Below are 18,572 nucleotides of genomic sequence, written 5' to 3'. Positions count from 1 at the left end.
AAACGTACGATCGTGCTAATTTAACCACAACTTCAGGGACGCAATATGAGCACTTTCACCATCGAGACGCTCGGCATCGTGGGTACCGGCGCCATGGGCCGCGGCATCGCCCAGATCGCGGCGCAGGCCGGACTCACCGTCAATCTGTACGACGCCAACCCGCAAGCGGTGGAAGCTGCGCGCAAGTATCTGCAGGATACGCTTGGCAAGCTGGCTGAAAAGGGCAAGATCTCCGCTGCCGACGCCGAGGCCACGCTGTCCCGCGTGAAGCCCTGTGGCGCGCTCGAAGACCTGGCCGGTTGCGACATGGTGGTGGAAGCCATCGTCGAGAAGCTTGAAGTGAAGCGCGATCTCGTGGCGAAGCTGGAAGCGGTGCTGCGTCCTGACGCGGTCATCGCCTCGAACACCTCGTCGTTGTCGATCACCGCCATCGCCGTTGGCGCGAAGGAACCCGGCCGCGTGGTTGGCTACCACTTCTTCAATCCCGTGCCGCTGATGAAGGTGGTCGAAGTCATCGACGGCCTGTCCGGCAACCCGGCCGTGGGCGATGCGCTGATGGCCCTGTCGCGCCGCATGGGCCATACGCCGGTGCGCTGCAAGGACATGCCTGGCTTCATCGTCAACCATGCCGGCCGCGGCATGAATATCGAAGGCATCAAGGTCGCGCAGGAAGGCGTGGCCGGCTTCGCCGACATCGACAACGTCATGCGCGAGCAAGCGGGCTTCCGCATGGGGCCGTTCGAGCTGATGGACCTGACCGGGCTCGATGTGTCGCACCCGGTGATGGAATCGATCTACAACCAGTTCTACCAGGAGCCGCGCTACCGTCCGTCGCCGATCACGGCGATCCGCTCGGTCGGCGGCCTGGTCGGGCGCAAGGCCGGCGCCGGCTTTTACCGCTACGTGGATGGCCAGAAGCAGGTCCCGGCCACGGCCGCGGTCCCGTCGGCACGTCCGGGCAGCGTGTGGGTCAGCCGTGCCAGCGAACGCGGCCATGCCATGGTGACGAAGCTGCTCGGCGCACTTGGCATCACGCCCGAGAGCGGTGACCGGCCTTCCGCCGATGCGCTGATCGTGGTCACGCCGCTGGGCCTCGATGCCACCACCTGCGCGCTCCAGCAAGGCCTGGACGCCTCGCGCACGGTGGCCATCGACACGCTGCTGCCGTTCGAGGCCACCAAACGCCGCACGCTGATGACCACGCCCGCCACCGGCGCCGCCGCGCGCGACGCCGCGCATGGCCTGTTCGCCAGCGACGGCGTGCCGGTCACGGTGATCCGCGACTCGGCCGGCTTCATTGCCCAGCGCGTGCTCTGCTGCATCATCAACATCGCCAGCGATATCGCGCAGCAGCGCATTGCCTCGCCGGCGGACATCGACCTGGCCGTGAACCTGGGCCTGGGTTATCCGAAGGGCCCGCTGGCACTCGGCGACGCTGTCGGCCCGCAACTGGTGCTGGAGACGTTGCGCAATATGGAAGCCCTGACCGGCGACATGCGCTACCGTCCGAGCCCGTGGCTGTGGCGCCGTGCGGGCCTGGGCCTGTCGCTGCTGACCGAAGAGAACTGAGGAGCCTCGGCTCCCCTGCCCCCGCAACACCCGAGGCTGCCCATGACCGCGCAACTGCTTTCATCCCGCGTCGATTCGACGCTGGTACTGACCATTTCGAACCCGGAAGCGCGCAACGCGCTGCATCCGGACATCTACGCCGCTTCGTTCGAAGCGCTGAACGCCGCCGCCAGCGATGATTCGCTACGCGCGGTCATCATCACCGGCGCCGACGGCATCTTCTGCGCCGGCGGCAACCTGAACCGGCTGCTCGGCAATCGCTCGAAGCCACCCGAAGTCCAGGCCGAGAGCATCGAGACACTGAACCACTGGATCGAGACGCTGCACGCGTTCCCGAAGCCGGTTATCGCGGCAGTGGAAGGTGCGGCTGCCGGCGCGGGGTTCTCGGTGGTGCTGGCCTGCGATTTCGTGGTGGCCGCGAGCGATGCCAAGTTCGTCATGGCCTACGTCAAGGTCGGCCTGACGCCCGATGGCGGCGGCTCGTATGAACTGGCGCGCGCGCTGCCGCGTGCCCTGGCCAGCGAGTTGATGATGGAAGGCAAGCCAATCGATGCCGCCAGGCTCGCGCATTTCGGCATGGTCAACCGCGTGGTGCCTCCGGGCCAGGCACTGACCGAAGCGCTGCAGCTGGCCGAGGGGCTGGCCGAGCAGTCGCCGCATGCGGTCGGCCGCATCAAGGGCCTGATCAATCATGCGGCGGCTGCGTCGCTGACTGAACACCTTGCGGCCGAGCGCGACAATTTCGTGGCGGCCCTTCACCATCCGGATGGCGGCGAAGGCATTGGCGCCTTCCTGGAAAAGCGCAAGCCGCGCTACCGCTGAAGGTTGCCTTGATCACCGCGGCGCTTTGCGCCGCCGCAGCCAGCCCGCGCAAGACGGGCCTGCTCGAATGATGGGAGACATGCATGGAATTGCCGCCGTCCTCGCGCCGCCGCATCTACCTGATGCGCCATGGCGCCGTCTCATACTTCGATGAAGGCGGCCGTCCCGCGCTGCCCGAGATGGTGCCGCTCAACGAGACCGGCCGCATGCAGGCCACCGCCGCCGGGCGCGCGTTCGCGGCGGAGGGAATCCGCTTCGACCGCATCATCGTCAGCGGCCTGCCCCGCACCGTTGAAACCGCCGAACTGGTGCTGGCCGAACTGCCCGAAATGCGGGACGTACAGCCCGAAGTCTGGCCCGATCTCCGGGAGATCCGTGGCGGCGACCTGTCGGCCATTGCTACCGAGGACCTGCGCGACGCCTTCGTCGGCGCCTTTGAAGGCGAGGTATCCGAGGACAAGCGCTTCCTGAACGGCGAGACCATCGGCCAGTTTCTCGACCGCGTCCTGCCTGCCCTGCAACGACTGCGTGACGACCCGGGCTGGGATACGGTGCTGCTGGTGCTGCATGGCGGCACCAATCGCGCGATCCTGTCGCAGGCCATCACCTGCGGCCGGCGCGTGTTCTTTGGCTCGCTGCTGCAGACCGCGGGTTGCATCAATGTGCTCGACATGGGCGACGATCCGCTTGACTGGGTCGTGCGCATGACCAATTATTCGCCGCCTACGCCTGTGCATAGCGGCTCGCGCCACACCACCATGGAAGTCCTGCTGCACCAGTACCTGCGCGGACGGCAGCCCGCTGCCTGAGGTGCCAGCCCGCACACCGAACGTCATACCCTCATACCCGATAGCACCAGAACATCACCGGAGACAGCATGAGCAGCAACGTATCGCACTTCGAAGGCACGCGCCCCGTGGCGGACCAGCAGCGTTTTGACATCGCCGCGCTGGAAGCCTGGATGCGCCAGCATGTGGAAGGCTTTGCCGGCCCGCTGAGCGTGGAGCAGTTCAAGGGCGGCCAGTCCAACCCGACCTTCAAGCTCGTCACGCCGGGCCAGACCTACGTGATGCGCGCCAAGCCCGGCCCCAAGAGCAAGCTGCTGCCGTCGGCCCATGCGATCGAGCGCGAGTACCGCGTGATGGCCGCGCTGGCCGGCACCGACGTACCGGTCGCTAAGATGTATGCGCTGTGCGAGGACGAATCGGTGATCGGCCGCGCTTTCTACATCATGGAATTTGTCAGCGGCCGCGTGCTGTGGGACCAGTCGCTGCCGGACATGACGCCGACGGAACGCGCCGCCATCTACGACGAGATGAACCGCGTGATCTCGGCCATGCACAGCGTCGACTACCAGGCCATCGGGCTGGGCGACTACGGCAAGCCCGGCAACTACTTCCAGCGCCAGATCGAACGCTGGAGCAAGCAGTACAAGCTGTCGGAGACCGAGTCGATTCCGGCCATGGATGCGCTGATGGACTGGCTGCCGCAGCATATCCCGCAGGAAGACGCCGACCTCACCTGCATCGTCCACGGCGACTACCGCCTCGACAACCTGATGTTCCACCCGACCGAGCCGCGCGTGCTGGCCGTGCTCGACTGGGAACTGTCGACGCTGGGCCACCCGATGGCCGACTTCGGCTACCACTGCATGAGCTGGCATATCGCGCCGGGCCAGTTCCGCGGCATCGCGGGCCTCGACCATGCCGCGCTGGGCATCCCCGACGAGGCCGCCTATCGCCGCCTGTACGAGCAGCGCACCGGCCGCCCCATCACCGGCGACTGGAACTTCTACCTGGCCTTCAGCATGTTCCGCATCGCCGGCATCCTGCAGGGCATCATGAAGCGCGTGGTCGATGGCACGGCTTCATCGGCGCAGGCGCTCGACGCTGGCAAGCGTGCGCGCCCGATGGCCGAGATCGGCTGGGAGTACGCGCAGAAGGCGAAGCAATAAGCACCTGACTGGCAGCCCCTGATTTTACCGGGAGGGGCCAAGTCATCAGACAACAACGCGCTACGGCGCGTTGTTCCGTTTGTGGCCTTCTAACCCGTCCCGTTGTTGGAGGCAGGGGAAGTTTCAGTATTTTCCCGATATCGGAATCGCCAGAATCCGTCTACCATGCAAACCATGTTGTATGACGACTGATAATTTAAAGATTTCTGGAGACATTGTATGACCTCCCGTCGCACGTTCCTGCAGCAGGCATCGGGCCTGGCAACCCTTGGCGCGCTTGGCGGCGCCTCCGTGGCGGTGCCGCGCCTCGCCCACGCCGCCGATGCGTGGCCCAATCGCCCGATCCGACTGATCGTGCCCTACCCCGCCGGTGGCTCGTCGGACATCATCGCCCGGATGATCAGCAAGCAGCTCGGCGAGGCGCTCGGCCAGTCCATCGTGGTCGACAACCGCCCGGGCGCGAACGGCAACATCGGTGCCGCCATGGCAGCGCAGGCCGGCACGGACAACCATACGCTTCTGCTTTGCGACGTGGGCGCGCTGGCCATCAGCCCCTCGGTCTATACCAAGCTCACCTTCAATCCGTCCAAGGACCTGAAGGGCGTAGCCATGCTGGCCTATTCGCCCCACCTGCTGGTCGTGCATCCGTCGGTCAAGGTGTCGAACCTGAAGGAACTCGTCGATCTGTCGCGGACGACGCAGCTGAACTTCGCCGTCACGGCCATCGGCAGCGCGCCTCACCTGGCCGGCGTGGCGGTGGCCCAGGCTACCGGCGCAAAGTGGCAGTACGTGCCTTACAAGGGCGGTTCGCAGGCGATTGCCGATACCGTCGGCGGCACGGCGCAGGTGCTGATGAACGGCATGCTGGCCACGCTGCCGCAGGTGCAGGCCGGCAAGCTCAAGCTGATTGCGGTTTCCAAGCGCACGCGCATGCCGCTGGTGGGCCAGACGCCGACCATCGCCGAACAGGGCGTGCCTGGCTTTGAATCCGGCACCTGGCAAGGCGTGATGGCACCGGTCGGCATGCCCGATGCCATCGTGAACCGGGTCAACGCCGAACTGGTCCGCATCATCCGCTCGCCCGAAATCCGCGCGCAGCTCGCGGGACAGGGTGCGGAAGTGGTGACGATGACGCCGGCGGAAACCAGCCGCTTCTACCAGACCGAGGAGGCTCGCTGGGCCAAGGTGGTCAAAGCAGCGGGCGTCAAGTTGGATGCCTGACGTGCCGGCATATTGAAGAAAGCCCGATAGAAACCAGAAAGGCGGGACCATGGATCCCGCCTGCTTGCGGCTTCATGCCGAACAAGCAGTTGACCGATTTCTCCTTCGGGCCAGGCGAGAACGGCAAGCCAGTTGCCACGCGCCAATCAAGCCGGCTTCAGCGCGTAGTGAACGACCAGTTCAGGCTGACCGGCTGCGCGCCGAGCTTGCCGCTCACGGCGACGCTGTAGCGCTGGCCGCTTGCCAGCGGGGCCAGCGGCGTGCAGATCGCCAGCCCGCGTGCCGCGCCGGACAGGCCCGACGAGCGGCTGTCCACCTTCAGGCAATCGACATTGCGACCCTGCGCGTCGGTGATGGTGAAGCTGTCGGCATCGAACTGCAGCGAGGCGTTGATCGCCTGCAGCGACACTGGGTAACCCATCGTCTTGCCGTCGTAGCCCGGCGCCGGATTGGGGCTTTCCGAGTTGACCCAGCTGGCCGGCACGTCGGCCTGCCCGTCGAACGGATACGCGACCATCTGGCTATCCGTGCCGCCCTTCGATGCGTCGGCAAGGTCGACGGTCTGGTAGTAGTAGGCGGCAGTGCCGCCGCCATTGGGGCCCACGCTCTCCGCATAGCCACTGCCGGCAGAGCCGTAGCTGCCCAGCAGCGCGGCGCGGTGGAATGGCGCGTCGATGAGATCCGATACAAGCGAGTCCTTCGGCGACAGCGAAAGCGGTGCGTTGGCGACCGACGTCCACTTATTCGCCGCTGCCACCACCTCTGCGTTGGCATTGGTCGGATATGCAGCCTCGATACGCGCGTCCGGCGTAGCGCCGGTGTAGCCAGGCTTGCCCGAGACTTCGTCATGCGTCAGCGTCTGGTTGGCGAGCATGTAGGCGGTGTGGTTCTGCGCCGCGTTGTTGAGCGCATCGCGAGCCGCTAACGGCGGCAGGCCGACCTGCTTGCGCCGGTAGTTGGCATAGCAGAGGCCTGCGCTGCGCGCGTCGTCGAGCACGCGATAGTTGCCGACGGCGCTGCCGAGCGCGGGCAGCAGCGTCACGCCACCGCCGGCCGGCGCCGCAGGGCTGGCGCCGCTGACCGTATAGCAGCCGCCCGCCGTAACAGCCGTGCCCGCAGCCTGGGTCGACGCGCTCTGCCCTGACGGCTGTGCGCCGCCGGCCGCGGCCGTACCGCCACCATCTCCGTCGCCCCCGCCGCCACAGGCGGCAAGGACCGACAACAGCGCGGCGCCACACAAAATTCGCAGGCGCAGCGGCTCAGCGCGTGAATGGATTGAAATGGATGCGTGTTCAGCAGGCAGGCGTTTCCCGTTCATCGATCTGGATGGTCGTGGTTCTGATGGAGATACTGCCCGTGGCAGCCCGGCAGGCGGGCGCAGCAGGACATCACCGGAGCGCAGGCGCGGGCGTGCGAGGTGAGGCCGGGGGCAGACGTGACCCGACGATGGTAGGGAGGGGGTATGCGAGCGTCCAGCCTGCTAACAATGGCTTACGTGTGACCCGTTCGCGCTGCACAGAAAGGCATCAGGCCGCTGGTGCCGGCTCCGTCGTGCCGCCGCCAAGCGATGACATCACCGTCATGAGCTGCTCGCGCAGCCAGCGATTGGCGCCGTCGTTCTCGCCGCCGGCATGCCAGTACAGATGCAGTTCGAGCGACGGCACCTTGAACGGCAGCGACAGGATGCGGTTGGCATAGGGCTCGTTGGCGATGCGTGCATAGCGCAGCGGCAGCGTGGCCAGCAGGTCCGTGCAGCTCACCACGCGGCAGGCTGCTGCGTAATGCTGGCAGCGCAGCCTTACGCGGCGCGTCAGCCCCATGCGGTGCAAAGACTGGTCTTCCAGGCCCGCACCGCGCCGCCGCGAGGACACGTGTACATGTTCCGCGGCCAGGTAGCGTTCGAGCGTCAGTTCCTTCTTGACCAGCGGATGGTCTCGGCGCGCCAGCACGACCATCGGGTCCGCCATGAACGGCGCGTGATGGATGGCCGGCGATACCGGCAGCAGGATATCGATCGCGGTATCGATGGTGCCGGCCAGCAGTTCGGATTCCATCTCGCGCCGGTCAAAGCGGATCGCGGCGATCTCCACCTGCGGGGCCGCGGCCGTCACGCGCGCCATCAGCGGCGGCAGCAACGTCGATTCCAGCGCGTCGCGCATGCCGATGGTGAAGCGCCGCACGGTGTTGGCCGGATCGAAATGCGGCGTGTCCTGCAGCGTGCGCGCGAAAGACTGCAACGCCGTGCGGATCTCCGAGGCTAGCGAGCGCGCCAGCGGCGTCGGCGCCATGCCCTGCCCGCGGCGCTCGAACAGCGGGTCATCGAACAGGCCGCGCAAGCGGCCCAGCGCATGGCTCACGGCGGGCTGCGTCAGGTTGAGCTGGCGCGCAGCCGCGGTGATGCTGCCTTCGCTGTAGATGGCGTCGAACACCACAAAGAGATTGAGGTCGATGCGGGATAGCTGCATGGCTGCCATTCTGGCATGGAATGCAGGACATTGATACTGGCAAATCCAGAAAATTCATTTTTGTTATTACCAGGTTTCGGATAGAGTGCATTGCATCGGCTCATGCCGCGCCGTGACGTAGCGCACCACCCTGGTTACGAGGAGACCACATGCAATTCGAATACACGCCGAAGGTCAAGGAGATGCAGGCCAAACTGCTGGCCTTCTTCGACCAGCACATCTACCCGAACGAAAAGCGCTTCTACGAAGAGATCAACGCCAACCGCCAGGCCGGTAACGCCTGGGTGCCGAGCAAGCTGATCGAGGAACTGAAGCCCAAGGCGCGCGAAGCCGGCCTGTGGAACCTGTTCCTGCCGCGCTCGCCGCGCGCGCCGCAAGGCCTGTCGAACCTCGAATACGCAACCCTGTGCGAGATCATGGGCCGGGTGCCCTGGTCGGCCGAGGTCTTCAACTGCGCCGCGCCCGACACCGGCAACATGGAAACCCTGGAGCGCTACGCGTCCGAGGCACTGAAGGACCAATGGCTCGAGCCGCTGCTCGCCGGTGAGATCCGCTCGGCCTTCCTGATGACCGAGCCCGCCGTCGCATCGTCGGACGCCACCAACATCGAATGCCGCATCGAGCGCGACGGCGACCACTACGTGATCAACGGCACCAAGTGGTGGTCATCGGGCGCCGGCGATCCGCGCTGCAAGGTCTACATCGTGATGGGCAAGACCGATCCGAACGCGGGGCGCCACGAGCAGCAGTCGATGGTCGTGGTGCCGGCCGACACGCCGGGCATCACCATCAAGCGCTTCCTGCCCGTGTTCGGCTATGACGACGCGCCGCACGGCCACATGGAGATCGAACTGAAGAACGTGCGCGTGCCGGTGTCGAACATTCTGCTGGGCGAGGGCCGCGGCTTCGAGATCGCCCAGGGCCGCCTCGGCCCGGGCCGCATCCACCACTGCATGCGCAGCATCGGTGTCGCGGAGCGCGCACTGGAGCTGCTGTGCAAACGCGCCTTGTCGCGCGTGGCGTTCGGCAAGCCGGTCGCCAACCAGGGCGTCACGCAGGAACGCATCGCCGAGGCTCGCTGCGAAATCGAAATGGCCCGCCTGCTCACGCTCAAGGCTGCCTACATGATGGACACCGTGGGCAACAAGGTGGCCAAGGCCGAGATCGCGATGATCAAGGTGGTGGCCCCTAACGTGGCGCTGAAGGTGATCGACTGGGCCATCCAGGTGCACGGCGCGGCCGGCGTATCGAGCGACTTCCCGCTGGCCAACTGGTGGGCCCACCAGCGCACGCTGCGCCTGGCCGATGGTCCGGACGAAGTGCACCGCAACGCCATCGCCAAGCTCGAGCTGGCCAAGCACATGGGCATCGACCCGAAGGAAGTGAAGATGCCGGTGGCACGCGGCTTCTGAGCTCGCCCCGGCAGAACTGCCGGGCAGCCCTGCCGGCGGTATGGAAACGCGCAGCCTGTCTGCGCGTTTTTTTCTTCTGTGCTTAAATCGGTCGAAACCCTTCCCTGGAATTTCGTTATGCAGTCAGGAGACTTCTCGCAATGATCGATGTCTACAGCTGGCCGACGCCCAACGGCCACAAAGTCCATATCATGCTCGAGGAGTGCGGCCTCGAATACAAGGTCCACCCGGTCAACATCGGCGCGGGCGACCAGTTCGGCGACGACTTTCTCAAAATCAGCCCCAACAATAAGATCCCGGCCATCGTCGATAGCAACGGCCCGGATGGCGAACCGATCTCGCTGTTCGAGTCCGGCGCCATCCTGCTCTACCTCGCCGGCAAGACCGGCAAGTTCCTGCCCGAAGACGTGCGCGGCAAGTACGAAGCGTTGCAGTGGCTGATGTTCCAGATGGGCGGCGTCGGCCCGATGCTCGGCCAGGCCCACCATTTCCGCATCTATGCGCCGGAAAAGATCGAGTACGCGGTCAATCGCTACACGAATGAAGCCAGGCGCCTGTACGGCGTGATCGACACGCGGCTCTCGCAACACCAATGGCTGGCCGGCGACCAGTACACGATTGCCGACATCGCCACCTTCCCGTGGCTGCGCAGCTGGCAGAACCAGGGCGTGGAACTCGACGACTATCCGGACCTCAAGCGCTGGTTCAACGCCATCGCCGAACGTCCGGCGGTCAAGCGCGGCGTGGAAGTCCTGGCCAATGCGCGCAAGCCGCTGCAGGACGACAAGGCGCGCGAAATGCTGTTCGGCACCACCCAGTACAAGCGTCACTGATGCCAGACTGCCCCGGGGGCGGCTTGCATGCCGCCCGGGGCGACGCCGCCGCTCAGGCCGGCACGCATGCCTCCTGATTTCCGTACGGCGCATGCGTCATCTCCACGACACCGGACCTCGCGCCGGGCAACCTTCGCGAAGCTTCGCGATAATCGCGCACCCCGGCCTGGGCCGCGCCACTGCAACACAGCAAGCCGGCAGAGGGCAGCAATGCCTCAAGGCTGTACGACTCATGCGGGTCCGGCACGAACAACGTCCCGGGCTGTATGAAATTCAGATAAGTCTCCCCACCCTGCGACCAGCGTACACAAAGCGCGCCGCGATGGCATAGCGCCCAGAGCAGGCCGCCGACCTGAACGCACGTCCCTGCCATCAATTGCGCGAATCCTGCGCGCGTGACCGGCATTGGCTGCGTGCCGCCGTAGACGAGTCCCAGCTCGTCGCCGACGTCGTCTGGCATCGTGGCCAGACATCCCAGCGCGCCGTATGACAGTTCACCTTGCAACAAGGTGTCTTCGAATGACGCGGCGTCGCCACAGGCGGAACTATCATCGGGGACGACGCGGACCAGGATGCTGTCGATCGCCGCGCGGACTTGCATCGGCATGCCCGGCATTGGCGCGAACATATCGCCACAGCCGATCAGCACCGCGTCGTGACCGGGCGCGGCGATGCGGATGCCGCCGCGCAGGCAAGCCCACCATTCGCCGCGCATGGCCATGAAGGCGCGCTGCGATTGACCGGCCGGCAGGAAGATCAAGTCGCACGTGCTGCCCGGCCCCGCGCAGGCTGGCAACAAGCGTGAATGAAATCCGATATGAAGGCCCGCGGAAGCGGCATGGCCGCGGCCAAAAGAATGCATGGGCGCGTCGAACAGCGAATAGATCTGCATGGCAATCCCCTGACAGAGCGAAGGAGACACGATGGTCCCCATTAACGCAACGACACCCGCGCATTCGACGCGAGCCTGTCCTTGCGTGTTGCCCCGTTTGGCACGGCCATCAGGCCGCCCGGTTCCTGCCACGGTGCTGCGCCCTTTTTTTGCACATCCCTTGAACTGCGGATCAGGCACCAATGGTGAGTGAGAATATAAGTTGTCGTGGCCGCAGCGTCAAACTTCTAGTGTCCTGTTCCGCAGAACTGTCACATCGATCATGACTGACCAGACTCTCAGACAATTCGGATTGCATCTTGCCAGGCTGCGCAAGCAGCGTGGCTGGTCGCAAGAAACACTCTCCCTGGAAAGCGGACTGGCCCGTTCGTACCTGAGCGGCATAGAACGAGGCAAGCGCAACCTGGCGCTGCTCAACATCTGCATGCTCGCGGATACGCTCGGCGTGCCGCCCTCGGACATGCTCGATTTCCCCAAGCACGGCGGCGCCGTGGCCCAGGTGAAAGAACCGCGCTCGGTGTTCGGCAATGCGCAGAATGCGGCGATAGAAGCCACGATGCGGCACATGGCCGAACTCAACGAAGTCGAGGTCGACCTGGTCGCGGCCGTGGCCCGTGCGCTGGCGCGCAAGGGCAACTACAGGCAGGCATGAGCGGGCTCAGAGGCCCAGCATGCCCTGGCGCTCGATGAAGCGGATCACTTCATCAAGCCCTTGCCCCGATTTGACGCTGCCCATCACGAACGGGCGTTCGCCGCGCATCTTGCGCGCATCGCTTTCCATCACCTCGAGCGATGCGCCGACATACGGCGCAAGGTCGGTCTTGTTGATGACGAGCAGATCCGACTTGGTGATACCCGGTCCGCCCTTGCGCGGGATCTTCTCGCCGCCGGCCACGTCGATCACGTAGACGGTGAGGTCGGACAGCTCCGGGCTGAACGTCGCAGCGAGGTTGTCGCCGCCTGACTCGATGAAGACCACGTCGGCATCCGGGAACCGCGCCAGCATGCGGTCGACGGCTTCAAGGTTGATCGACGCATCTTCGCGAATGGCCGTGTGCGGGCAGCCACCGGTTTCGACCCCCATGATGCGCTCGGCAGGCAGCGCGCCGGAGATCGTCAGCAGGCGCTGGTCCTCCTTGGTGTAGATGTCGTTGGTGATGGCGACCAGGTCATAGCGGTCGCGCATCGCCTTGCACAGCATCTCCAGCAGTGTGGTCTTGCCGGAGCCGACGGGACCGCCGACGCCAATGCGCAGCGGAGGGTTCTTCTTGGTACGAGCCAGGGACATGATGGCATCCTGATTCAGGAACGGAACAATCGGGAATACTGCGTTTCGTGCCGTGACGACAGCAAACCCAGCATCGGTGAAAAGGTGGAAAGCTGCGGCGGCGATGCCGTGGCGCGCTGCACGGCATCGCCCACTGCAGCCAGCACCGCATCGTGCAGGCGCCGCAGCATGTGCTGCCCGGCCACCTGGCCCAGCGGCACCGCCTTGATGGCGGCAGCGACCTGGTTCTCCGCCCAGTTGAAGCAATAGGCGACCAGCCCTTCGCGCTCGTCGATCTCCAGCGCGACGCACGCAGCGGTAAAGGCGGTGGGCAGGCACGCTGGCGACAGCGCGGCCAACTGCTGGCGCAATGCCAGGTCGCCCCATTCCATCTGCCCTACCAGCTTCGCGAGCGACCAGCCCATCTGCTCGGTCTCGAGCCGCAATTCCGATGTTTCGCGCGTGGCGTGGAACCAGTCGTTCCACTTGCGTATTGCATCGATATCCATGGTGCGCCAGTGACGATGGAGCAGCAGCCATAGCGGGGCCTCGCATTGGGCTTGCACATGCAGGAGGTTGTCGCGGATCCAGTGCTCGGCGGAATCGGCATCTCGCACATATCCGCTGTCGACGGCAGCTTCGAGTCCTTGCGAGTAGCTGAAGCCGCCGATGGGGAGTGCGGGGGAGGCCAGGTGCAACAGGGAGATGAGTTGGCGCAGCGGTGTCATGACCACATTGACATCAAGCAACATCAATGCTTGTGCCCACAATTCTCATCATGCTCATGCTCATGTTCATGTTCATGTTCATGCTCATGCTCATGCTCATGCTCATGCTCATGCGAGTGCGAGTGCGAGTGCGAGTGCGAGTGCGAGTGCGAGTGCGAGTGCGAGCCATGATGCTCACGAAACACCGCCTGCGCCGCCGCATAATCCTCGGCGAACGTCGCGTCATGCCCGTGCTTGTGACCACCGCCATACGCACCCGCTTCTGGCTCGAATGGCGCCTGCGCTTGAACGGCCTGCACGCCTAGACGCGCAAGCATGTCCGCCAGCACCGGATCGAACTCCAGCCGTAAATAATCGCGCCCCACCTCCACCGGCGTGTGCCGGTTGCCCAGGTGATACGCCGCGCGCATCAGCGCCTGCGAGTCCACGGCGCGGACTTCCAGCACGCGTTCCGGCGCGGCCAAGACTTCGATAAAGCCGCCGTCTTCCGCCACCAGCAGGTCGCCGCCGCGCAATACTGTGCCGCGCGGCAGGAACAGCGCGGCCTCTTCCCCATTGTCGAGCACCGCGCGCAGGCGGCTCTTGCTGCGTTCCGAGAACGGCAGGACCAGCTTCGGGGCGCGGCGCACCAGCACGGTGGCGATGCCGTGCGGGGCGCTCAGGACTTTGTCAATCTTCAGCATCGGAGAATGTCAGAACAGGAAATAGCGCTGCGCCATGGGCAGCTCGGTGGCGGGCTCGCACATCAGCAACTGGCCATCGGCCACGACTTGATAGGTTTCCGGATCGACGGTGACGTGAGGCTGCCAGTCATTGTGCACCATGTCGCGCTTGCTCACGGTGCGCGTACCGCGCACCGCCGACAGCGTTTTGGCCAGGCCGTAACGCTCACCGACATTCGCAGCGATCGCGGCCTGCGAGACAAAGGTCAGCGACGACCGGTGCAGCGCGCCGCCCGCCGACGCGAACATCGGACGGTAGTGCACAGGCTGCGGCGTCGGGATCGAGGCATTGGGGTCGCCCATCGCCGCGGCGGCGATCATCCCGCCCTTCAGGATCAGGCTTGGCTTCACGCCGAAGAACGCCGGACGCCACAGCACCAGGTCCGCCCACTTGCCCACTTCGATCGAACCTACCTCATGCGCGATGCCATGCGTCAGCGCCGGGTTGATCGTGTACTTGGCGATATAGCGCCTGACGCGGAAATTGTCGTGCCCGCCACGCGCATCGTGTGGATCGCCCGGCAGCTTGCCGCGCTGCGCGGCCATCTTGTGCGCGGTCTGCCAGGTGCGGATGATGACCTCGCCCACGCGTCCCATGGCCTGCGAATCGCTAGAGATCATCGAGAACGCGCCAAGGTCGTGCAGGATGTCTTCGGCGGCGATGGTCTCGCGGCGGATGCGGCTTTCTGCGAAGGCGATATCCTCGGCAATGGACGGGTCCAGGTGGTGGCACACCATCAGCATGTCGAGATGCTCGTCCAGCGTGTTGACCGTGTAGGGCCGCGTCGGATTGGTCGACGACGGCAGCACGTTGGCCTCGCCGCACACCTTGATGATGTCCGGAGCATGGCCGCCGCCGGCGCCCTCGGTGTGATACGTGTGAATGGTGCGGCCCTTGAACGCGGCGATGGTCGCCTCGACAAACCCCGCTTCGTTAAGCGTATCGGTGTGGATCGCTACTTGCGTATCGGTTGCATCGGCCACCGACAGGCAGGTGTCGATTGCCGCAGGCGTCGTGCCCCAGTCTTCGTGCAGCTTGAGGCCAATGGCGCCTGCCTCTACCTGTTCAAGGATCGGCGCCTGCTGGCTTGCATTGCCCTTGCCAAGCAGCCCGATGTTCATCGGATACGCATCGATGGCCTGCAGCATGCGTTCCATGTACCACGGCCCCGGCGTCACGGTAGTCGCGAACGTACCCGTGGCCGGGCCTGTGCCGCCGCCGATCATGGTCGTCACGCCGCTCATCAGCGCCTCTTCGATTTGCTGCGGGCAGATGAAGTGGATATGCGTATCGATACCGCCTGCGGTAACGATCATGCCCTCGCCCGCAATCACTTCTGTGCCGGGACCAATCACGATGGTCACGCCCGGCTGGATATCCGGATTGCCGGCCTTGCCGATCCCCGCGATGCGTCCGCCCTTCAAGCCGATATCCGCCTTGACGATGCCCCAGTGGTCCACGATCAGCGCATTGGTGATGACGGTATCGACGCAGTCCTTTGCCATGCGCTGGCTCTGCCCCATGCCATCGCGAATCACCTTGCCGCCGCCGAACTTCACCTCCTCACCGTAGATCGTGAAGTCCTTCTCGACTTCGATCACGAGCCCGGTGTCGGCCAGGCGCACGCGGTCTCCGGTGGTCGGGCCAAACATCTCGGCATAGGCTTGCCTGGTGATCTTCACCATCACAGCGCTCCCATGACTTTGCCGTTGAAGCCGTAGACGATACGGTCACCATCGAGCGCCACCAGTTCCACGGTACGCGTCTGGCCCGGCTCGAACCGCACCGCGGTGCCGGCCGCGATATTGAGACGGAAGCCGCGCGCGGCCGCGCGGTCGAACGACAGTGCCGCATTGGTCTCGTAGAAATGGAAATGCGAGCCGACCTGGATCGGACGGTCGCCAGTATTGGCAACCGTCACGCTTACCGTGGACCGGCCGGCATTGAGTTCGATCTCACCATCGGCGGGCATCAGTTCACCGGGCATCATCGTCGTCTCCTCACGCAACCAGCAGGCCGGCACCGTACAGCGCCACCCCCGCTCCGGCCACGCGCGCGAGCCAGCCCGCACGATGGCGCAGGACCGTACCCGCGACAATGCCAAGGAGGTGCAGCACCATGGTCGCCACCGCGAAGCCGCCGACATAGGCCAGCACTGCGGGGGCCGCCGCGGCCGTAGCGGGCAGCTCGGCACCGTGGGCATAGCCATGGAACACAGCGAAGCTGCCCACGATTGCCATGCCGGCCCATGCCGGCAGCTTTGCGCGCATCGCTACCAGCACGCCGACCACCAGCAGCGAGGCGGCAATCATCGGCTCAACGGCTGGCAGCACCAGCCCGGACAGCCCCAGCGCGGCACCGGCCAGCATCAACGTAACGAAGGCGAGCGGCAGGCGCAGTGTCTCTGCAGCCGAGCGCGCGCCCAGTGCGCTCCAGACCCCCACTGCAGCCATCGCCAGCAAGTGATCGGCGCCGGTGAACGGATGCAGCAGTCCTGCCCACAGGCTGGCGGCAACGGTAGCGGCATCATGGCCCGGGTGGGCGAACGCGGAGACGGCAGCGAAGGACAGCGTGGCGCCCATGGCCAGGCGCGAGCATGCGAAACGTTTCATAGCGGCTCTCGGTGGATGTTGTTGGTGTTGTCAGATAATCGGATGGTGCACGGTGACAAGCTTGGTGCCATCCGGAAACGTCGCTTCGACCTGGATCTCGGGAATCATCTCGGCCACGCCATCCATCACGTCTTCGCGGCTCAGCACGGTGGTGCCTTCGTGCATCAGTTCAGCCACGGTGCGGCCATCGCGCGCGCCTTCCATGATTGCGGCAGTGATAAGCGCCACCGATTCCGGATAGTTGAGCTTGAGCCCGCGCGCGCGCCGACGTTCGGCCAGCAGTGCGGCGGTGAAGATCAGCAGCTTGTCTTTCTCTCTCGGTGTCAGTTCCATCGTGGTTGTCCTTGTCGTTCTCGAATGCCTGATTCCTGATAGCTCATGTCGCCCACAGCCGCAGCGGCCGTGCCGGCACGCCGTGGATCGGGTCGCGCAGCGCGCTCCACGCGTCGACCAAGAGTTGCCTGACTGGCTCAATCTGCCGGCCCAGCACGCGCAGCAGCAGCATCGACTGCGCCGGTGACGACAGGCAGGTCACGCCTGCGCGCAGGTCCTCCGTGAGCGGCAGGCGCTCGGCCAGCGTCTCGGCAAGTTCCTGCGTGGCTGCGCTGCCCACCGCCCACAGCGTGCCCAGCACGGACATACCATCCAGCCCTGGCAACGCACCGCGCAACGGTGAGGCGGCGTCCAGATGCGATTGCTCGATCCATAACGCGCGCCCGTCGCAGCGCACCTGCGTGTCGAGCCAGAGCGCGCCGCGCGCCCATTGCTCGCCGGACGCCTGCCGCCCGAGCACCACGGCATCCCAGCCGATGGCGCTGCCGCCCGACGCGATATCGAGTTCGGTCACGATGCGCGCGCGCGCATCGTCGAATACGATGTTCTCCTGCGGCAGCCAATCGAGCCGGGCGCCGTCATCCACGGTCAGCCGCACATGCTGGCACGCATCACGGCCGAGCGACTTGTACCACTTGGTGGCACCGGGCGTCGCGATCACCGCGTGCGCGCCGGCTTCCGCATGCAACGCGATATCGAGACTGTCGCCGCCCGCCACGCCTGCCGGCGGATGCAGGATGACGGCGTGGCAGATGCCGCCTTCGGGATAAAGCGGCTTCTGCACCATCAACGGTCCCTGGTGTTGGCGCAGGGCCAGCACGGTACGCTCGCCGCGTGCGGCAAAGCGCAGGCGCAAGCTGGCCTGCCATGAAGGCAGCATGGCGACGGTGGCGGGAAAATCAGGATGACGCATGGCTCGATGAGTAGACCGGCGACGCAGGGGGGCGCGAGCCGCAGCAAGCGCCGCAGCGGATGCCGGAAATCATAGCGCGCCGGCCGCCGACGCGAAAGCGCAGCGCGCGGTACCCGCTGTCCCGCCTGGCACGCTTACACGACAATCAGCTCCCGCACGCCATCCTGCTCCATATTGGCCCCCTCGCCCTTCGCCACGACTTCGCCGCGGCTCATGACCACGTAGTGATCGGCGATATGGCGCGCGAACTCGTAGTACTGCTCGACCAGCAGCACCGTCATGCCGAACTCGTCGACCAGCAGACGCAGCGCACGCCCGATGTCCTGGATGATCGACGGCTGGATGCCTTCGGTCGGCTCGTCGAGGATCAGCAGGCCCGGCTCGCTCATCAGCGCGCGGCCGATGGCAAGCTGTTGCTGCTGCCCGCCCGACAGGTCGCCGCCACGGCGCTGGCGCATGGTGCGCAGCACCGGGAACAACTGGTAGATGCGATCCGGTACGCCCGAAGGCCGTGCGCGGCTGGCGGCACCGATCAGCAAGTTCTCTTCCACTGTCAGCCGCGGAAAGATCTCGCGCCCCTGCGGCACGTAGGCAAGGCCAGCCGAAACTCGCTCATAGGGCGCCTTCTTCTCCAGCGCTCGGCCATCCCACTGGATACTGCCGCTGCGCGTGGGCACGACGCCCATCAGGCACTTGAGCAAGGTGCTCTTGCCGACACCGTTGCGGCCCAGCAGCGTGGTCAGCTTGCCGCCCGGCACTTCGAAAGAAACGTTCCGCAAGATATGGCTGCCGCCATAGAACTGGTTCAGTGCATTGACCTGCAGCATG

General features: G+C 65.4%; 20 protein-coding genes. 8 read left to right on the top strand and 12 right to left on the bottom strand.

Translation table 11 applies throughout. The annotated features are described in order from the left end of the window. The first annotated feature begins 45 nt into the window (after positions 1 to 45). The 5 genes from ACIGJC_RS05255 (at position 46) to ACIGJC_RS05235 (ending at position 5,566) form a co-directional block, all read left to right on the top strand. Entirely contained in the window at positions 46 to 1,569 is a 1,524-nt protein-coding gene (locus ACIGJC_RS05255; RefSeq protein WP_483710962.1) for a 3-hydroxyacyl-CoA dehydrogenase, read from the top strand. A gap of 42 nt (positions 1,570 to 1,611) precedes the next feature. Next, complete coding sequence (locus tag ACIGJC_RS05250) at positions 1,612 to 2,391, top strand: oxepin-CoA hydrolase, alternative type (RefSeq protein WP_483710961.1); 780 nt, start codon at positions 1,612 to 1,614, stop codon at positions 2,389 to 2,391. Between the two features lie 83 nt (positions 2,392 to 2,474). Beyond that, entirely contained in the window at positions 2,475 to 3,200 is a 726-nt protein-coding gene (locus tag ACIGJC_RS05245; RefSeq protein ID WP_483710960.1) for a histidine phosphatase family protein, read from the top strand. Positions 3,201 to 3,268: 68 nt separating this feature from the next. Further along, entirely contained in the window at positions 3,269 to 4,345 is a 1,077-nt protein-coding gene (locus tag ACIGJC_RS05240; RefSeq protein WP_483710959.1) for a phosphotransferase, read from the top strand. 219 nt (positions 4,346 to 4,564) lie between these two features. Next, positions 4,565 to 5,566 carry a Bug family tripartite tricarboxylate transporter substrate binding protein gene (locus tag ACIGJC_RS05235; RefSeq protein ID WP_483710958.1) on the top strand — a complete coding sequence of 334 codons (1,002 nt, stop codon included), beginning with the start codon at positions 4,565 to 4,567 and terminating at the stop codon, positions 5,564 to 5,566. Between the two features lie 157 nt (positions 5,567 to 5,723). On the opposite strand, the gene ACIGJC_RS05230 is transcribed toward ACIGJC_RS05235, so the two are convergent. Both ACIGJC_RS05230 and ACIGJC_RS05225 read right to left on the bottom strand, forming a co-directional pair. After that, positions 5,724 to 6,884: a CAP domain-containing protein gene (locus tag ACIGJC_RS05230; RefSeq protein ID WP_483710957.1), complete on the bottom strand. Its 1,161-nt coding sequence runs from the start codon at positions 6,882 to 6,884 to the stop codon at positions 5,724 to 5,726. A gap of 208 nt (positions 6,885 to 7,092) precedes the next feature. Further along, the gene (locus ACIGJC_RS05225) at positions 7,093 to 8,031 is read right to left on the bottom strand and encodes a LysR family transcriptional regulator (RefSeq protein WP_483710956.1); all 939 of its coding nucleotides are present in this window, start codon (positions 8,029 to 8,031) and stop codon (positions 7,093 to 7,095) included. 149 nt (positions 8,032 to 8,180) lie between these two features. Between ACIGJC_RS05225 and ACIGJC_RS05220 the strand changes: the two genes are divergently transcribed. Next, complete coding sequence (locus tag ACIGJC_RS05220; RefSeq protein ID WP_483710955.1) at positions 8,181 to 9,443, top strand: acyl-CoA dehydrogenase family protein; 1,263 nt, start codon at positions 8,181 to 8,183, stop codon at positions 9,441 to 9,443. Between the two features lie 140 nt (positions 9,444 to 9,583). Beyond that, positions 9,584 to 10,276, top strand: a complete 693-nt coding sequence (locus ACIGJC_RS05215; RefSeq protein ID WP_483710954.1) for a glutathione binding-like protein — start codon at positions 9,584 to 9,586, stop codon at positions 10,274 to 10,276. 52 nt (positions 10,277 to 10,328) lie between these two features. Here ACIGJC_RS05215 and ACIGJC_RS05210 read toward each other — a convergent pair whose 3' ends face one another. Further along, on the bottom strand, positions 10,329 to 11,348 hold the full coding sequence (locus ACIGJC_RS05210; RefSeq protein ID WP_483710953.1) for a hypothetical protein: 1,020 nt from the start codon (positions 11,346 to 11,348) through the stop codon (positions 10,329 to 10,331). Between the two features lie 82 nt (positions 11,349 to 11,430). On the opposite strand from ACIGJC_RS05210, the gene ACIGJC_RS05205 reads away from it, so the two are divergent. After that, complete coding sequence (locus ACIGJC_RS05205) at positions 11,431 to 11,820, top strand: helix-turn-helix domain-containing protein (RefSeq protein ID WP_483710952.1); 390 nt, start codon at positions 11,431 to 11,433, stop codon at positions 11,818 to 11,820. A gap of 6 nt (positions 11,821 to 11,826) precedes the next feature. Here ACIGJC_RS05205 and ureG read toward each other — a convergent pair whose 3' ends face one another. From ureG to urtE, 9 genes are all read right to left on the bottom strand, one after another. Then, positions 11,827 to 12,456: an urease accessory protein UreG gene (gene ureG / locus ACIGJC_RS05200; RefSeq protein WP_483710951.1), complete on the bottom strand. Its 630-nt coding sequence runs from the start codon at positions 12,454 to 12,456 to the stop codon at positions 11,827 to 11,829. 14 nt (positions 12,457 to 12,470) lie between these two features. Next, positions 12,471 to 13,163: an urease accessory protein UreF gene (locus tag ACIGJC_RS05195; RefSeq protein WP_483711467.1), complete on the bottom strand. Its 693-nt coding sequence runs from the start codon at positions 13,161 to 13,163 to the stop codon at positions 12,471 to 12,473. A 23-nt stretch (positions 13,164 to 13,186) separates the two neighbouring features. After that, positions 13,187 to 13,846 carry an urease accessory protein UreE gene (gene ureE / locus ACIGJC_RS05190; protein WP_483710950.1) on the bottom strand — a complete coding sequence of 220 codons (660 nt, stop codon included), beginning with the start codon at positions 13,844 to 13,846 and terminating at the stop codon, positions 13,187 to 13,189. Positions 13,847 to 13,855: 9 nt separating this feature from the next. After that, positions 13,856 to 15,574, bottom strand: a complete 1,719-nt coding sequence (gene ureC, locus ACIGJC_RS05185; protein ID WP_483710949.1) for an urease subunit alpha — start codon at positions 15,572 to 15,574, stop codon at positions 13,856 to 13,858. After that, a complete protein-coding gene (locus ACIGJC_RS05180) occupies positions 15,571 to 15,876 on the bottom strand; it encodes an urease subunit beta (RefSeq protein WP_483710948.1) in 306 nt (101 codons plus the stop codon). Before ACIGJC_RS05180 ends, ureC begins: the two co-directional genes overlap by 4 nt. A gap of 10 nt (positions 15,877 to 15,886) precedes the next feature. Next, a complete protein-coding gene (locus ACIGJC_RS05175) occupies positions 15,887 to 16,498 on the bottom strand; it encodes a HupE/UreJ family protein (RefSeq protein WP_483710947.1) in 612 nt (203 codons plus the stop codon). A 30-nt stretch (positions 16,499 to 16,528) separates the two neighbouring features. Continuing rightward, a complete protein-coding gene (locus ACIGJC_RS05170) occupies positions 16,529 to 16,831 on the bottom strand; it encodes an urease subunit gamma (protein ID WP_483710946.1) in 303 nt (100 codons plus the stop codon). Between the two features lie 43 nt (positions 16,832 to 16,874). After that, positions 16,875 to 17,744, bottom strand: a complete 870-nt coding sequence (locus ACIGJC_RS05165) for an urease accessory protein UreD (protein WP_483710945.1) — start codon at positions 17,742 to 17,744, stop codon at positions 16,875 to 16,877. A gap of 134 nt (positions 17,745 to 17,878) precedes the next feature. Next, the gene (urtE, locus tag ACIGJC_RS05160; RefSeq protein WP_483710944.1) at positions 17,879 to 18,571 is read right to left on the bottom strand and encodes an urea ABC transporter ATP-binding subunit UrtE; all 693 of its coding nucleotides are present in this window, start codon (positions 18,569 to 18,571) and stop codon (positions 17,879 to 17,881) included. Position 18,572 lies beyond the last annotated feature (1 nt).

The organism is Cupriavidus sp. C3SS-1 (genome assembly GCF_057073755.1).
The sequence above is the reverse complement of the archived record's forward strand: the minus strand, read 5'-3'. Positions and strand labels throughout refer to the sequence as shown.

Excerpts from the sequence above, each read along its gene's own strand:
- ACIGJC_RS05240 (WP_483710959.1), top strand. The coding sequence starts at position 3,269 with ATGAGCAGCAACGTATCGCACTTCGAAGGCACGCGCCCCGTGGCGGAC.
- ACIGJC_RS05245 (WP_483710960.1), top strand. The coding sequence starts at position 2,475 with ATGGAATTGCCGCCGTCCTCGCGCCGCCGCATCTACCTGATGCGCCAT.
- ACIGJC_RS05180 (WP_483710948.1), bottom strand. The coding sequence starts at position 15,876 with ATGATGCCCGGTGAACTGATGCCCGCCGATGGTGAGATCGAACTCAAT.
- ACIGJC_RS05250 (WP_483710961.1), top strand. The coding sequence starts at position 1,612 with ATGACCGCGCAACTGCTTTCATCCCGCGTCGATTCGACGCTGGTACTG.
- ACIGJC_RS05205 (WP_483710952.1), top strand. The coding sequence starts at position 11,431 with ATGACTGACCAGACTCTCAGACAATTCGGATTGCATCTTGCCAGGCTG.
- ACIGJC_RS05220 (WP_483710955.1), top strand. The coding sequence starts at position 8,181 with ATGCAATTCGAATACACGCCGAAGGTCAAGGAGATGCAGGCCAAACTG.
- ACIGJC_RS05175 (WP_483710947.1), bottom strand. The coding sequence starts at position 16,498 with ATGAAACGTTTCGCATGCTCGCGCCTGGCCATGGGCGCCACGCTGTCC.
- urtE (WP_483710944.1), bottom strand. The coding sequence starts at position 18,571 with ATGCTGCAGGTCAATGCACTGAACCAGTTCTATGGCGGCAGCCATATC.
- ACIGJC_RS05165 (WP_483710945.1), bottom strand. The coding sequence starts at position 17,744 with ATGCGTCATCCTGATTTTCCCGCCACCGTCGCCATGCTGCCTTCATGG.
- ACIGJC_RS05235 (WP_483710958.1), top strand. The coding sequence starts at position 4,565 with ATGACCTCCCGTCGCACGTTCCTGCAGCAGGCATCGGGCCTGGCAACC.
- ACIGJC_RS05230 (WP_483710957.1), bottom strand. The coding sequence starts at position 6,884 with ATGAACGGGAAACGCCTGCCTGCTGAACACGCATCCATTTCAATCCAT.
- ureE (WP_483710950.1), bottom strand. The coding sequence starts at position 13,846 with ATGCTGAAGATTGACAAAGTCCTGAGCGCCCCGCACGGCATCGCCACC.
- ACIGJC_RS05170 (WP_483710946.1), bottom strand. The coding sequence starts at position 16,831 with ATGGAACTGACACCGAGAGAGAAAGACAAGCTGCTGATCTTCACCGCC.
- ureG (WP_483710951.1), bottom strand. The coding sequence starts at position 12,456 with ATGTCCCTGGCTCGTACCAAGAAGAACCCTCCGCTGCGCATTGGCGTC.
- ACIGJC_RS05215 (WP_483710954.1), top strand. The coding sequence starts at position 9,584 with ATGATCGATGTCTACAGCTGGCCGACGCCCAACGGCCACAAAGTCCAT.
- ACIGJC_RS05225 (WP_483710956.1), bottom strand. The coding sequence starts at position 8,031 with ATGCAGCTATCCCGCATCGACCTCAATCTCTTTGTGGTGTTCGACGCC.
- ACIGJC_RS05255 (WP_483710962.1), top strand. The coding sequence starts at position 46 with ATGAGCACTTTCACCATCGAGACGCTCGGCATCGTGGGTACCGGCGCC.
- ACIGJC_RS05195 (WP_483711467.1), bottom strand. The coding sequence starts at position 13,163 with ATGACACCGCTGCGCCAACTCATCTCCCTGTTGCACCTGGCCTCCCCC.